The sequence below is a fragment of the Acinetobacter sp. YH12086 genome, from assembly GCF_013419345.1.
Classification (GTDB): Bacteria; Pseudomonadota; Gammaproteobacteria; order Pseudomonadales; family Moraxellaceae; genus Acinetobacter; species Acinetobacter amyesii.
Map to the genome: position 1 here is coordinate 39,460 of NZ_VPAF01000003.1, position 13,798 is coordinate 53,257.

The 13,798-nt window shown below is 39.9% G+C and carries 14 protein-coding genes; 13 read left to right on the plus strand and 1 reads right to left on the minus strand.

What is annotated here, in order from left to right:
* The first annotated feature begins 105 nt into the window (after positions 1 to 105).
* The 7 genes from FTU29_RS04925 to FTU29_RS04955 all read left to right on the plus strand — a co-directional run bounded on the left by FTU29_RS04925 (position 106) and on the right by FTU29_RS04955 (position 5,006).
* The gene (locus tag FTU29_RS04925; protein ID WP_373423566.1) at positions 106 to 315 is read left to right on the plus strand and encodes a lipoprotein; all 210 of its coding nucleotides are present in this window, start codon (positions 106 to 108) and stop codon (positions 313 to 315) included.
* Between the two features lie 24 nt (positions 316 to 339).
* A complete protein-coding gene (gene lysA / locus FTU29_RS04930) occupies positions 340 to 1,584 on the plus strand; it encodes a diaminopimelate decarboxylase (protein ID WP_180056051.1) in 1,245 nt (414 codons plus the stop codon).
* 13 nt (positions 1,585 to 1,597) lie between these two features.
* Positions 1,598 to 2,443, plus strand: a complete 846-nt coding sequence (gene dapF / locus FTU29_RS04935; RefSeq protein ID WP_180008334.1) for a diaminopimelate epimerase — start codon at positions 1,598 to 1,600, stop codon at positions 2,441 to 2,443.
* A gap of 84 nt (positions 2,444 to 2,527) precedes the next feature.
* Positions 2,528 to 3,070 carry an SseB family protein gene (locus FTU29_RS04940; RefSeq protein ID WP_180120679.1) on the plus strand — a complete coding sequence of 181 codons (543 nt, stop codon included), beginning with the start codon at positions 2,528 to 2,530 and terminating at the stop codon, positions 3,068 to 3,070.
* The gene (locus FTU29_RS04945) at positions 3,064 to 3,360 is read left to right on the plus strand and encodes an enhanced serine sensitivity protein SseB C-terminal domain-containing protein (RefSeq protein ID WP_180120681.1); all 297 of its coding nucleotides are present in this window, start codon (positions 3,064 to 3,066) and stop codon (positions 3,358 to 3,360) included. Before FTU29_RS04940 ends, FTU29_RS04945 begins: the two co-directional genes overlap by 7 nt.
* Before the next feature lie 71 nt (positions 3,361 to 3,431).
* A complete protein-coding gene (locus FTU29_RS04950) occupies positions 3,432 to 4,355 on the plus strand; it encodes a tyrosine recombinase XerC (protein ID WP_180120683.1) in 924 nt (307 codons plus the stop codon).
* Between the two features lie 279 nt (positions 4,356 to 4,634).
* A complete protein-coding gene (locus FTU29_RS04955; protein ID WP_218948490.1) occupies positions 4,635 to 5,006 on the plus strand; it encodes a hypothetical protein in 372 nt (123 codons plus the stop codon).
* A 465-nt stretch (positions 5,007 to 5,471) separates the two neighbouring features.
* On the opposite strand, the gene FTU29_RS04960 is transcribed toward FTU29_RS04955, so the two are convergent.
* A complete protein-coding gene (locus FTU29_RS04960) occupies positions 5,472 to 5,966 on the minus strand; it encodes an Lrp/AsnC family transcriptional regulator (RefSeq protein ID WP_180120685.1) in 495 nt (164 codons plus the stop codon).
* Positions 5,967 to 6,079: 113 nt separating this feature from the next.
* On the opposite strand from FTU29_RS04960, the gene FTU29_RS04965 reads away from it, so the two are divergent.
* From FTU29_RS04965 to FTU29_RS04990, 6 genes are all read left to right on the plus strand, one after another.
* Positions 6,080 to 6,685, plus strand: a complete 606-nt coding sequence (locus FTU29_RS04965) for a LysE family translocator (protein WP_180120687.1) — start codon at positions 6,080 to 6,082, stop codon at positions 6,683 to 6,685.
* A gap of 527 nt (positions 6,686 to 7,212) precedes the next feature.
* Positions 7,213 to 7,965: an electron transfer flavoprotein subunit beta/FixA family protein gene (locus FTU29_RS04970; RefSeq protein ID WP_078192067.1), complete on the plus strand. Its 753-nt coding sequence runs from the start codon at positions 7,213 to 7,215 to the stop codon at positions 7,963 to 7,965.
* 18 nt (positions 7,966 to 7,983) lie between these two features.
* Positions 7,984 to 8,916, plus strand: coding sequence for an FAD-binding protein (locus FTU29_RS04975; protein ID WP_111883923.1), 933 nt, complete (start codon positions 7,984 to 7,986; stop codon positions 8,914 to 8,916).
* 455 nt (positions 8,917 to 9,371) lie between these two features.
* Positions 9,372 to 10,004, plus strand: a complete 633-nt coding sequence (locus FTU29_RS04980) for a hypothetical protein (protein ID WP_180120688.1) — start codon at positions 9,372 to 9,374, stop codon at positions 10,002 to 10,004.
* A gap of 290 nt (positions 10,005 to 10,294) precedes the next feature.
* Positions 10,295 to 13,279 (plus strand): DNA gyrase subunit A, encoded by a 2,985-nt coding sequence (gene gyrA / locus FTU29_RS04985; RefSeq protein ID WP_180120690.1) that lies wholly within the window; start codon positions 10,295 to 10,297, stop codon positions 13,277 to 13,279.
* 73 nt (positions 13,280 to 13,352) lie between these two features.
* Positions 13,353 to 13,796: a DUF3887 domain-containing protein gene (locus FTU29_RS04990; protein WP_078192064.1), complete on the plus strand. Its 444-nt coding sequence runs from the start codon at positions 13,353 to 13,355 to the stop codon at positions 13,794 to 13,796.
* The last annotated feature ends 2 nt before the right edge of the window (positions 13,797 to 13,798 follow it).

The following is a 13,798-nucleotide window of genomic DNA, read 5'->3' on the forward strand; positions in this document are numbered from 1 at the left end:
ATGGCAAAAAGCTCACTTGGAATTACAGGGCTTTTCTTTTATCCGCGGGTTGATCACGTTATACTCGGAAAAATCTTTTCATTAGGTACGTTTATGTATCGTTTTATGAATTATAAAATTATTGTATTAGCAAGTGCTGTGCTGCTGACCGCTTGTGGTCAGTCTGGTGCATTGCATTTACCTTCAGATGCAAATGCAGATAAGCGCGCAAAATATCTGATTTATCCAGATACGCCTGCACAGCAAAAGCAGGAAAAACAAGCGGATTCTGTTCCAACTGAATCGGAATCTTCAAATTCTAACCCTACACCTTAATGCTTTTATAGAAAGGATACTTTCATGAGTTTCACCCGTACGAATGGGGTATTGCATGCAGAGCAATGTTCTTTACAACAGCTTGCACAGCAATATGGCACACCGCTTTATGTTTATTCAAAAGCTACTTTTGAAAAGCATTATTCAGATATGGATCGTGCATTTAGCTTTATCGACCATCAAATTTGTTTTGCGGTAAAGTCAAACTCTAATCTTGCGGTGTTAAACGTACTTGCCAAGCAGGGCGCTGGTTTTGATATCGTGACGGGTGGTGAACTCGCACGTGTATTAAAAGCCGGTGGTGAAGCTTCTAAAATTGTATTCTCTGGTTTGGGTAAAACTGAAGCCGATATCCAAAAAGCGTTGGACGTGGGTATTGCATGTTTTAACGTAGAATCTCATGCAGAGCTAGATCGAATCCAAAAAGTTGCTGCGGCAATGGGTAAGAAAGCACCGATTTCATTGCGTGTAAATCCAGATGTGGATGCCAAAACCCATCCTTATATCTCTACGGGTTTAAAAGAAAATAAATTCGGTATTCCTTCAGACAGCGTTTTTGACACCTATGCATATGCAGCGTCGTTGCCAAATCTTGAGATTATCGGGATTGATTGTCATATCGGTTCACAGTTGACTGAAACTCAGCCTTTTGTTGATGCACTTGATCGTGTCATTGTGATGATCAATCAACTGAAAGAGATGGGTATTCATCTAAAACACATCGATATTGGTGGTGGTTTAGGCGTAACGTACAAAGACGAAGTTCCGCCAACCGTTGAAGAATATGCTCAGGCAATGCGTCCGGCATTAGAAAAATTAGGCCTTAAGGTATATATGGAGCCGGGGCGTAGTATTTCTGCAAATGCAGGGGTGTTGTTAACTAAAGTTGATTTGCTCAAACCGACCAATCATCGTAATTTTGCCATTATTGATGCCGCAATGAACGACTTAATCCGTCCTGCTTTATATGAAGCATGGATGGATATTCAGGAAGTAACGCCTCGTACTGATACAGAAAAGAAAGACTGGGATGTTGTTGGCGCGATTTGCGAAACCGGTGATTTCCTCGGTAAGCAACGTCAGTTGGCGATTCAAGAAAATGACGTGCTTGCAGTATTGGGTGCGGGTGCTTATGGTTTTGTCATGAGTTCAAACTACAACAGCCGCGGACGTGCTGCTGAAGTGATGGTTGACGGTGATCAGTCTCATTTGATTCGTGAGCGTGAAACCATCGAATCATTATGGGAACGTGAACGTTTATTGCCTTAAGGAGAAATTCGAGATGTTATTAGAATTTACCAAAATGCATGGCCTTGGCAATGACTTTATGGTGGTCGATCTAATTAGCCAACGGGCTTATTTAGATACAGTGACGATTCAGCGTTTGGCCGACCGTCATTTTGGTATTGGTTTTGATCAGCTTTTGATTGTAGAACCACCTGATTTACCTAATGTCGATTTTAAATATCGTATTTTTAATGCAGATGGTTCGGAAGTTGAACAATGTGGTAATGGCGTACGTTGTTTTGCACGCTTTGTGCATGAACGTAAGTTGACCAGCAAAACCAAAATCAAAGTACAAACCAAGTCAGGTATCGTAGAGCCTGAATTAGGTGCGAATGGTTGGGTGCGCGTTAATATGGGTTATCCACGCTTTTTGCCGCATGAAATTCCATTTATTGCGGAAGAGCCTGAAAACTTATACGACATAGCATTGGCGAATAATGAACAGCTCACCATTGATGTAGTGAGTATGGGTAATCCGCATGCAGTGACGATCGTTCCTGATGTCATTACCGCAGACGTCGCTAAAATTGGTCCACAAGTCGAATCACATGAGCGTTTTCCACAGCGAGTAAATGCTGGCTTTATGCAAATTTTGGATGAGAAACATGCACGCTTACGTGTATTTGAACGTGGTGTCGGTGAAACCATGGCCTGTGGTACAGGTGCTTGTGCAGCGGCAGTATCAGGTATGCGTCGTGGTTTATTAGCCAATTCGGTCGAAATAGAGTTGGCAGGTGGTAAGCTGCAAATTGAGTGGCAAGAAGGTGGTGTAGTCTGGATGACTGGACCAACTGCAACAGTTTACGAAGGACGCTTAGATTTAAGCTACTTCCAAGGTTAAACTCGAAGCCCTGATTCATTCAGGGCTTTTTTCATAAAATAAAAAGTGAATAAAAAATTATAATTCAATGGGATTGGAATCAACATGGAACAAATAAACGAAGAAATAAAAGAAGAAATCTTAGAGCAACTTTTTCATAAAGCTTTACATGAACCTGCGTATCGACCCGAATTTTTAGCTCAATTATTAGCGGCCAATGTGTATTGTGTGGGAACAACAGGGGGACGTGATTCACGTATTGCCGAAGCTTTGATCTTGGATGAAGGCGACAGTGTTCAATTGAAATCATGGGAAGATGAAACTTATGATTGCGTCATCCCGTTTTTTACTTCTTTGGAAAAAATGCGGTTGGCAATATCTGAAGAGGAGTCGCATATCCGGCTACCAACCAAGGCATTATTTGAAATGACCATGGGGGCAAGGCTTGTATTGAATCCACAAACACCTGATGCGACGAAGGACTTTGTACCAGAAGAAATTCAACATTTGCTGAACGGGCAGTATATTCAGCCCTCAGAAAACTATGAAGTTACGGAAGATACGGAAGTTTTAATTGGTCAGCCAGCGGAATATCCGCAGTTTATGATTGATCAATTAAGCATTTTTTCGGCACAGAGCGTGTGGTAAAAGCTGCCTATTTGGCGCAAATGCTGAATGAAGCTCGAGATGATTCACCAACTTTGCTGATCGGACTAGATTTAGAAGCAGGGTTATCTGAACAACAAATTCAAGATTTGCACAGTAAAATTGGTCGTATCACACAGGATAGTTTAAAAGAGCAATGCCCAGTGGATTTAATCCATGTCAATCCACACAGTGTGGATGGTGTAGAAGGGTATTTGCTTAATGAAACGCAAGCTTTTTACCAACGTGTTGATGGTAAGCCTAAGGGGTTCTTTGCTAGACTCTTTTCATAAAACAGATATGTAAAATCGCTTTAGTGAACGTACTGCAACGCTTAAGCACATGTTGAAATGGGAGAAGACAGATGACGATGGATCAGAGTCAACTACTGACTATGTGGTTGAAGGAACGTGAAATTCAAAATCAGTCTAAACATACATTGCAAGCGTATGAGCGTGATGTCAGTGATTTTCTCCAATTTTGTACAATACGCAACTTGCCACTGCATGATGTCGAAAAGTCAGATCTGCGTGAATTTGTTGCTCATAAAGTGGAACAGTTTCAGCTCAATCCAAGTAGTTTGCAGCGCATGTTATCTTCAATACGCCAATTTATGAAATGGGCAGAACAAGGGGGTTATCTCAATTTTAATCCTGCAGATGATTTTCAGCTCAAACGCCAATCACGTCCTTTACCAGGATTGGTCGATATTGAAACCATTAAACAAATCATGGAACAGCCCGAGCCGGAAAGTGAAACTCAACGGCAACTTTGGATACGTGATAAAGCGATTTTGGAGTTGCTCTATTCAAGTGGTTTACGTTTGGCAGAAGTGCAGGGCTTAACCATTCGAGATATTGATTTTAATCGCCAACTTTTACGTATTACGGGTAAAGGGAATAAAACGCGCATTGTACCTTTTGGTTCTAAAGCCAAAGAGGCTGTGATGCATTGGTTGCAATTATATCCTGCATGGCATGGTGATTTTGTCCCAGAAGCCCAAGTTTTTATCACTCAAAAAGGAAATCCACTAGGGGTAAGACAAATAGAAAATCGAGTTAAATTTCAAGCTCGACGTGCAGGTGTAAATGTCGATTTACATCCGCATTTATTACGACATTGCTTCGCTAGCCATATGTTGTCCAATAGCGGTGACTTGCGTGCTGTACAAGAAATGTTGGGGCATAGTAATTTAACCACTACACAAATTTATACCCATGTGGATTTTGATCGATTGGCACAAGTTTATGATCAGGCCCATCCAAGGGCACAGCATAAAGATTCGTAACAATTGCAAAAACGACTTTGGTACTCAGTGGTCTAAATTTTGCTTAAATTCACAGGCTAGATTTCACATTTTGTATCCTAAAGTGGTCTACTTCATGAAAATTAAATAAGGATGTGAAAAAATATTGGTAAAATTGACCGACATTTTGAACTATTGTCGCATTATAAAAATTCAAATTATCGGGTATAAAAAATGTCCATTATTGAATTGACGTAAGTGCTGAAGTGAAATTCGCCATTTACTAAATTGCTGTACCGTTAAAAATATATAGGCCATACCATGATTTCAGATATTCAAGAAAAATATGACCAGTTAAATGGTCAGCAAAAAGAAATTTTTGTAGGATACGGCTTACGCCAAATCAAACACTTTGTTGAAATCAGTTTACCTGAAGTAGAAGCTGTATTGCCTGAAGGTGCGCAGCTACAAGGGATTAATGCCGATGGTAAAGTTCAGGCGTTTAATGCGGCGACGGGCCAATACTTTATTTGGATTTCGGATAAACAATGGCAGCTTACCAATAAAGCAACTGCTAAATTTGACAGTAAAGAAGATGCCCTCACCATTTGGCGTATTTTTGATTTGGCAAAGTATGAACTTATTGACCTAAGCCACATCCATCGTGACTTTTTGGAAAATCAGCCAGCCTAAACCATTGGTCAAATAAACAACTCAAGGGCTATCTTCATTGGTTTTGGATGTTTAGCCCTTATATCACTCGCTCCATGACATGTTGAGATGCTTGTGAGCAGAGCGTTAGAGTGTTAATCTTCTTTGCATAGCTTAGTTGCTTAAACAAAAATTTCTAAATGCCAATCCGTTTTGCTGCTTAGTAATTCAATTCGTTTAATTTTGATAGCGAGAGCCTGTCAATCCAATCAATGGTTTTCCTACTTGAGCAATTGAGCTCAAAGACCTCCTAGATATTTCCCATTTAATTGCTGCAAATGTGCCCCAAATTATTATTTTTCTTTGCTTAAAATATAAGTAAATACCGAATTGCTAGGTATTTGCATTCGAGGCTGTGAAGGTAATCCGTCACTACATTGCCAAGCTTGTAGTTTCAGCCTCGTCGTTTCTAATGCTTGAGTTGTTCCTTGGCAGACCAATTTCTGTTTATAAATCTTCTAGCGGTAACTGGAAGCTTTGTTTGATGATTTGGCTTGGTAAATCAGTCTTTACACTGGTGATGCCATTTTTCTTGGTTAAGTGAGTAGACTGAAATTTGCGGTAACTTTCTAGGTCAGGCACCACTACTTTGAGCATTGCATCGCACTCACCCAAAATAATGTAGCACTCCATGACTTGAGGAAGTTCTTTCATCGCTTCGATAAAAGTATCGATGGTTTCAGCATCTTGCCCAGTCAACCAAATACGAGAGAATAAAATCAATTGAAAGCCAATCTTTTGTGGATCGACCATGGTGGTGTAATTCTGAATCACACCTGCTTCTTCGAGTAATTTGACCCGACGTAAACAAGAAGAAGGCGAGAGTCCAATTTCCTTGGCTAAGTCATTATTTTGCATGCGGCCATTATTTTGAAGTGAGCGAATGATATTTTTATCAATACGATCTAGTTTAACTAGAATTGACTTAGAAGATGTCTTCATAAAATAGAATATAATTCTAAAAATAATATCTATTATAGAATATTTGATATCCTATTTTAAAGCGATTCAAACATACTAATTTCACTTTCAGGACATAGAAAGGGAAAATTGAAATGTCTGTATTTGCTTTGTTTGCCTTAACGGTAATTCCCCTTATTTTCACACCAGGACCCGATATGCTTTTTATCCTGTCACAAGTGATGGGTAAGGATGCAAAAGCAGGCATGATGGCAACAGTAGGTGTGTGTTCAGGTTACTTGGTTCACTCGATTTTGGTGGCATTGGGTATTGCTGCGATTATCGTGTCATTTCCACTACTCTTTGAAACAATCCGCTGGTTGGGGATTGCTTATCTTTTATATTTGGCGACGCATTTGCTACGTTCAGTATTTAGCAGTAAAAAATTAAGTATTGAGAAAAAGTCAGCGTCCAACCCGATTAAAAAAGGCTTTTTTACGGCTTTACTGAACCCGAAAGGAATGTTGATATATTTTGCAATTTTGCCGCAATTTATCGATAAATCAGCGAGTACCGTGAGTCAAGGTTTGATTTTGTCCTTCATTTTTATTGGGCTAATTTTTGTAGTGTATTGTAGTTTGAGTATGGTCTTTGCACGTATTACACAAAAAACTGAAATTGATGAACGCAAACAAAAGTGGATCGATGGTACATCAGGCGGTTTATTGGCTCTTGCTGCGACATGGTTAATTGCCAATTAAAAACAGCAAATGTAAATAGAAATAATTGCCTTAACTAAAACCTTCGTGAAGGCGGAGGTTTTTTTATATGTGGTGAATATCGACACATATTAAGAATAAGAAAGAGAGAAAAACCCACCAATTAGCTTCGGAAAAGTGAAATTAGCGCTAAATTCATTATGCTTCTATCTTAAATGACAAGTTTAGATATGTTGCCGAATGTGTAGAGGGAAAGCTCTATTTCAGAAAGATTGATCGAAAATTGATATTAAATCAGATCTTTTGATGAGCTAAATCAAGTAAAAAAATAATAAAAATCAATGCTTAAAAAATAACTGAATAATGCGTTTTTTTGGATAACTGAACCATTCTTTAAAAAATGTGAACGATAAGTTCAAGGAAATTACGCTTTTTTACAGGTCTTTCGATAATTGTGACTTGACCGAAATGCCGTACACATTGCAAGATAGGGCACCTAAAAAATTTAAAGTGAAGAGTTAATATAACTTTTCTCAACATTTACATTTGCTAAAACAGCCGAGGATTACATGAAGGCTCTTGTTGCTGTAAAACGTGTGGTTGATGCCAACGTTAAAGTTCGCGTTAAGCCGGACAACAGTGGTGTTGACTTAACGAACGTTAAAATGTCAATTAACCCATTCTGTGAAATCGCAGTGGAAGAAGCGGTTCGTTTAAAAGAAAAAGGAACTGTTTCAGAAATCGTTGTTGTTTCTATTGGTCCTAAAGAAGCTCAAGAACAAATCCGTTCTTCTATGGCGCTTGGTGCAGACCGCGGTATCCTTGTTGAAGCTGACGACAGCCAGTTAGGTGCACTTGAAGTTGCAAAAATCCTAAAAGGTGTTGTAGACGCTGAACAACCTCAATTGATCCTTCTTGGTAAACAAGCAATTGATGACGACTCTAACCAAGTTGGTCAGATGCTTGGCGCGCTTTTAGGTGCTGGCCAAGGTACTTTCGCTTCAGAAGTTAAAGTTGAAGGCGACAAAGTACAAGTGACTCGTGAAATTGACGGTGGTTTACAAACTGTTGAACTTGCACTTCCTGCAATTATCACCACTGACTTGCGTTTGAATGAGCCACGTTATGCTGCTCTTCCAAACATTATGAAAGCGCGTAAAAAGCCGCTTGATACTAAGTCACCTGCTGATTATGGCGTTTCACCTGCAACTAAGCTTAAAACTGTTAAAGTTGAAGCTCCTGCAGAACGTAAAGCGGGCGTACAAGTGAAGTCTGTAGACGAGCTTGTAGATAAATTGAAAAACGAAGCGAAAGTGATCTAATACAGAAGGATAAAAATCATGAGTATTTTAGTTATCGCTGAGCACGACAACAAAGCACTAAATGGTGCAACTCTTAACGTTGTTGCTGCAGCGCAAAAAATCGGTGGTGATATCACTGTATTAGTAGCTGGTTCAGGCGCTCAAGCAGTTGCAGACCAAGCAGCTAAAGTTGCGGGTGTAAGCAAAGTATTACTTGCTGACGACGCTGCTTATGCTAATCAATTGGCTGAAAACGTTGCTAAATTAGTTGCTTCTATCGGTGCGGGTTACACTCACATCCTTGCTGCTTCTACGACAACGGGCAAAAACGTACTTCCACGTGCTGCTGCGCTACTTGACGTAAGCATGATCACTGACATCATTGCTGTTGAAGGTCCTAAAACTTTCAAACGTCCAATCTATGCAGGCAACGCGATTGCAACTGTAGAGTCTGGCGAGTCTGTTGTAGTTGCGACTGTTCGTGGTACTGCATTTGATGCTGTTGCAAGCGAAGGCGGCTCTGCTGCAGTTGAAGCTGTTGCATCTACTGGTGATGCTGGTATTTCTAAGTTCGTTTCTGAAGAAATCGTGAAATCTGAACGTCCAGAATTAACAGCTGCGCGTATTGTTGTTTCAGGCGGTCGTGGTGTTGGTTCAGGTGAAAACTATCACACTGTTCTTGATCCATTAGCGGACAAGCTTGGTGCTGCGCAAGGCGCATCTCGTGCAGCTGTTGATGCTGGTTTCGTACCAAACGATATGCAAGTGGGTCAAACAGGTAAAATTGTTGCTCCTGACTTGTACATCGCTGTAGGTATCTCAGGTGCGATTCAGCACTTGGCAGGTATGAAGGAATCTAAAGTGATCGTTGCGATCAACAAAGACGAAGAAGCGCCAATTAACTCAGTAGCTGATTACTGGTTAGTAGGTGACTTGAACACTGTAGTTCCAGAATTAGTATCTAAAATCTAATTTCTGAACACAGTTCAAGACGCTCCTAAGCTTATGGTTTAGGGGCGTTTTTATTGTTTGAAGAATTAGTAGGTCTTCTTGGTTATGTTTAATCGATTAATTATACGTAAATGTACATATATAAATTGCAGTTAGATGTTTCATGCTTATGGGGGGGAGTGGATTCTTAATTTAGTACTTCAATATTCATACGATGTGATTTCTTATTATTGGTATTAGACACTACTGTAGCGTAAGCTAAACGTATGTTGAAACTTAAATGGTAAGTAAGCAGGCGCAATCGCTTGGTAATAGGATGGAGATAAATAAATTATAAAAATACAAAGATTTAAAATAAAATAATAAAAATTTATCCTTCAAGTTTGAATCTTAAACTTAAAGCAAGCTTAAAGGATTGTATATTTTGTGTTAACATTGCTGTTTTATTGAACTTGCCCTTTAGGCGGAGTCTCCCTTTGAAATTTGATTTTCAGTTACCAGTCAGTGTATTGGTGCTGATGATCTGCTGTTTACTTTTTCCTGTTTTACAAAGTATCTCTTTTCCTTTATTTGATGGAATGACTGTTACAGCAGTTGAATCGGTCCAAGCATTGTTATTGCTGTTTTTTGCGATTTATACTTTTTTCTATATTCGACCACTTGAAATGCAAGATGGAAAGAAACAATTTTGGTTGTGGGCTGTTGCATGGTGGTTGTTGCTATTTGGTCGTAGTATTAGTTGGGGGCGTGACTATTTTCCTGATGTGCCTAAACCGTATTTTCGTTTAATTTCGGTATTCATGATTGCACCTGTGGTCTTTATGCTGTTTTCGCCGTATTTACGCCAAGAAATTGTACATAAGCTAAAAACCTTGGCTTTACCAATTTGGCCATTCGGCTTGGTGATATTGGGCTTACTTATTTCTGATGCAGTTGAGCATAGTCGTAGTCTTAGTTTTTTATTTTTGTACGATTTGGCTTATAAAGATTTCATCGAAGAAGTTTATGAATTTCCGCTTATTTTAGGTTTGTATTTAACAGCATACTCATGGATGCAGCAGGATCATGTACCTCAAGAACTAGAGATTATGCAATATCATAAAGAGTGATTTTTATCTCATTTATGCGTCTAAATTTGAAGCTTCGAAAAGAAATTTTTTGAACATTAAACAACCTCTATTCGTAGAGGTTTTTTTCACAGCAAATAAAATCAAAATGCTTAAAATAAATACAAAAAATCATGGTTCTAGTGCAAGATGATTGGCACAAAAATCAGGGTTTTTATGCTATACTGTCCGACTTGACTTTTGATATTGGTTCAGTGTTTTTTGAACTAATTTTTACAGATTTACGATATATAAATGCGGGCAGAATTCTGCTTGTATAACAAGGAGTATGCATGAGCGTATCGGAAATTAGACCGATTGCCATTGAGGATGAACTGAAGAGCTCATATCTCGATTATGCAATGAGCGTGATTGTGTCACGTGCGTTGCCAGATGTCCGAGATGGTCTCAAACCTGTTCACCGTCGTGTGCTTTTTGCAATGCACGAATTGGGCAATGACTACAACAAAGCTTACAAAAAGTCTGCCCGTGTAGTCGGTGACGTCATCGGTAAATATCACCCACATGGTGACTTAGCTGTATACGAAACCATTGTTCGTATGGCTCAAGATTTCAGTTTACGCTATCAATTGGTTGATGGTCAGGGTAACTTCGGTTCTGTCGATGGTGACAGTGCAGCAGCAATGCGTTATACCGAAGTTCGTATGCGTAAATTAACCCACGAACTTTTAGCGGATCTTGAGAAAGATACCGTAGAGTGGGAAGACAACTACGACGGTTCTGAACGTATTCCACAAGTCATGCCAACACGTGTGCCTAACTTGTTGATTAACGGTGTAGCTGGTATTGCTGTAGGTATGGCAACCAATATGGCTCCGCATAACATGACAGAAGTCATTAATGCATGTCTTGCTTATGCCAACGATCCGCACATCAGCATTGAAGGGTTAATGGAACATATTTCTGGTCCAGACTTCCCTACAGGCGGTATCATTTACGGTAAATCAGGCATTGTCGATGCGTACCGTACTGGTAAAGGCCGTTTGCACATCCGTGGTAAATATCACATTGAAGAAGACCAAAAATCGGGCCGTAGCACGATTGTCTTCACTGAAATTCCTTATCAAGTTAACAAAGCAAAAACCATTGAACGTATTGCTGAGTTGGTTAAAGAGAAAAAACTTGAAGGTATTTCTGAACTTCGTGATGAATCAGATAAAGAAGGGATGCGTATTGCAATTGACTTGAAGCGTGGTGAAAACGCCGAAGTGATTGTAAATAACCTATTCCAAAATACCCAATTAGAAAATTCATTCAGCATTAACATGGTCTGCCTCGATAATGGTCAGCCTAAGTTAATGAACTTGAAAGATATTATTGCAGCGTTTATCCGTCACCGTCAGGAAGTGGTTACACGCCGTACTATGTTCGAATTGCGTAAAGCACGTGAACGTGGACATATCTTAGAAGGTTTGACGGTTGCACTTGCAAACATCGATGCGATCATTGAAACCATCAAAACATCTGCAAACCCAAGCGAAGCACGCGAACGTTTACAAGCGGGCGAGTGGGCAGGCGGTGGGGTTGTTGCATTGCTTGAAAAAGCGGGTGCGGTATCTGTCCGACCAGATGAAATTGAAGGCGAAGATCCAGCACGTCCATTTGGTTTAACAGGTGATATTTATCGTCTGTCTCCAACCCAAGTAGGTGCGATCTTAGAACTTCGTTTACATCGCTTAACTGGTCTAGAACAAGACAAGTTACAAGCTGAATATACAGAAATTCTTGGTCAAATTGCTGAATACACGGCAATTTTGAACGATTTCAACTTGTTGATGAACGTGATTAAAGAGGAATTGGCTTTAATCCTTCAACAATATGGCGATGCACGTCGTACCGATATCGTGGAATCACGTATCGACTTCTCTCGTGAAGATTTAATCCCTGAAGAGCAAATGGTACTAACTGTTTCTAAATCAGGCTATGCAAAAACTCAACCATTGTCAGACTACGCTGCACAGCGTCGTGGTGGACGTGGTAAGTCTGCAACTTCAATGAAAGAAGACGATTACATCCAACATTTGATCGTGACTTCAAACCACGCAACAGTGCTTTGCTTTACCAATGTAGGTAAAGTTTATCGTCTGAAAGTATATGAAGTACCTCAAGCATCTCGTGGTGCGAAAGGTCGTCCAATGGTGAACTTATTGCCATTAGATGAAAACGAGACCATCACCGCTATTTTACCAGTGGTCGATGCGCCGAAGAAATTTAAAGAACGTTTGGCTGACTTTAAAGCATTTGTAAAAGCCAATAGTGCACAGTTACAAACTAATGAAGTGATTAATAGTCATTTTGCTGGTTTAGAAGCTGCACTTGCTGAGACTGAAGACGGTGCAGATGACTTGTCTGATGCATTACGTGTTCAATTGAAACAGTTGGGCTTAGAGCTTTCTACCACTGATCTTGATGATGAGATCATCAATGACTTTGCACAGCAAGCAGAAGCCGTTCGTAAAAACTTCTATGTATTCATGGCGACTGAATACGGTACGATTAAACGTGTTGAACTAGAACAATTCTCGAATGTTCGTTCTAACGGTCTACGAGCGATTGAGCTGAATGGTGATGACACTTTAATTGGTGTCGCAATTACCGACGGCGAACAACAAATCATGTTGTTCTCAAACGAAGGTAAAGCCATTCGTTTTGCAGAAACTGACGTGCGTTCAATGGGGCGTTCTGCCAAAGGTGTCCGTGGTATGCGCGTGACCATTGGTGCAGCTGCTCAAGCTGAAGACGCTGAGGATGCGGATGTAGAGTCTGATGATGAAGATACCTCTGATTCAGCTCTCATTAGCCGTATTGTGTCATTGGTGGTTGTTCCTGAAACTGGTGAAGTACTTTGTGCTTCAGCTAATGGTTATGGTAAACGTACACCAGTAGATGACTTCCCAACCAAGAAACGTGGCGGTAAAGGTGTTATTGCAATCAAAACATCTGAACGTAACGGTGAACTTGTTGGTGCGGTAGCGATTGATGCGTCTAAAGAGCTGATGTTAATTTCAGATGGTGGTACGCTGGTTCGTACACGTGCGTCTGAAGTGGCACAAACAGGTCGTAATGCTCAAGGTGTTCGTCTGATCCGTTTAGGTGAAAGCGAAATCTTGGTCGGTGTTGTTGCGATCGAAGCAGTTGAAGAAGACGAAACTTTTGAAGAAGTGGAAGCAATCGAAACTGAGCAGCTTGTAGATGACTCAACGATTATTGAGCAAAATGACAATGAATCAGATCTCAATGAGCCTGAAGAAGACTAATTGAAGATTGAGAAAAGAGGGCGCTACGGCGTCCTTTTTTATAGACAGATAATTTTAGATTGATGAGTACAATATGAAATTAAAATATTTTGCAATGGCTTCACTTATTGGGCTTGGCGGCTGTGATCAAATTGGCCAAAAAGCATTAAATGCAATACCAGACCCAAGTGCTGAACAGACTGAAGTTGCCCAAGCTGCCTATGATCAATTACGTGAAGGCAATTTTGAAAAGTTGTATACCTACTTTGAACCAGAACTCAAAGCGAAGTTTGAACAGAATGAAAAAGAGCTGCGTAAATTTGCACGAGGTATTCCGAAACAAGATTACTCACGCAAAAATATAGTGGCTAAGCACATTGAAAAATCGACTGAAAAACCGTCTTTATATACGGTCACTTATGAGTACGGTTATACCAATAAAAACCTTGTACAGTATGATGTAAGTTTTGATAAACCCGCAGGAAGTAACAAAATTCGAGATTTTAATATTTCAGTTTTTGGCGAAAAAAATAAATAAAG

Excerpts from the sequence above, each read along its gene's own strand:
- FTU29_RS04925 (WP_373423566.1), top strand. The coding sequence starts at position 106 with ATGAATTATAAAATTATTGTATTAGCAAGTGCTGTGCTGCTGACCGCT.
- lysA (WP_180056051.1), top strand. The coding sequence starts at position 340 with ATGAGTTTCACCCGTACGAATGGGGTATTGCATGCAGAGCAATGTTCT.
- dapF (WP_180008334.1), top strand. The coding sequence starts at position 1,598 with ATGTTATTAGAATTTACCAAAATGCATGGCCTTGGCAATGACTTTATG.
- FTU29_RS04940 (WP_180120679.1), top strand. The coding sequence starts at position 2,528 with ATGGAACAAATAAACGAAGAAATAAAAGAAGAAATCTTAGAGCAACTT.
- FTU29_RS04950 (WP_180120683.1), top strand. The coding sequence starts at position 3,432 with ATGACGATGGATCAGAGTCAACTACTGACTATGTGGTTGAAGGAACGT.
- FTU29_RS04955 (WP_218948490.1), top strand. The coding sequence starts at position 4,635 with ATGATTTCAGATATTCAAGAAAAATATGACCAGTTAAATGGTCAGCAA.
- FTU29_RS04960 (WP_180120685.1), bottom strand. The coding sequence starts at position 5,966 with ATGAAGACATCTTCTAAGTCAATTCTAGTTAAACTAGATCGTATTGAT.
- FTU29_RS04965 (WP_180120687.1), top strand. The coding sequence starts at position 6,080 with ATGTCTGTATTTGCTTTGTTTGCCTTAACGGTAATTCCCCTTATTTTC.
- FTU29_RS04970 (WP_078192067.1), top strand. The coding sequence starts at position 7,213 with ATGAAGGCTCTTGTTGCTGTAAAACGTGTGGTTGATGCCAACGTTAAA.
- FTU29_RS04975 (WP_111883923.1), top strand. The coding sequence starts at position 7,984 with ATGAGTATTTTAGTTATCGCTGAGCACGACAACAAAGCACTAAATGGT.
- gyrA (WP_180120690.1), top strand. The coding sequence starts at position 10,295 with ATGAGCGTATCGGAAATTAGACCGATTGCCATTGAGGATGAACTGAAG.
- FTU29_RS04990 (WP_078192064.1), top strand. The coding sequence starts at position 13,353 with ATGAAATTAAAATATTTTGCAATGGCTTCACTTATTGGGCTTGGCGGC.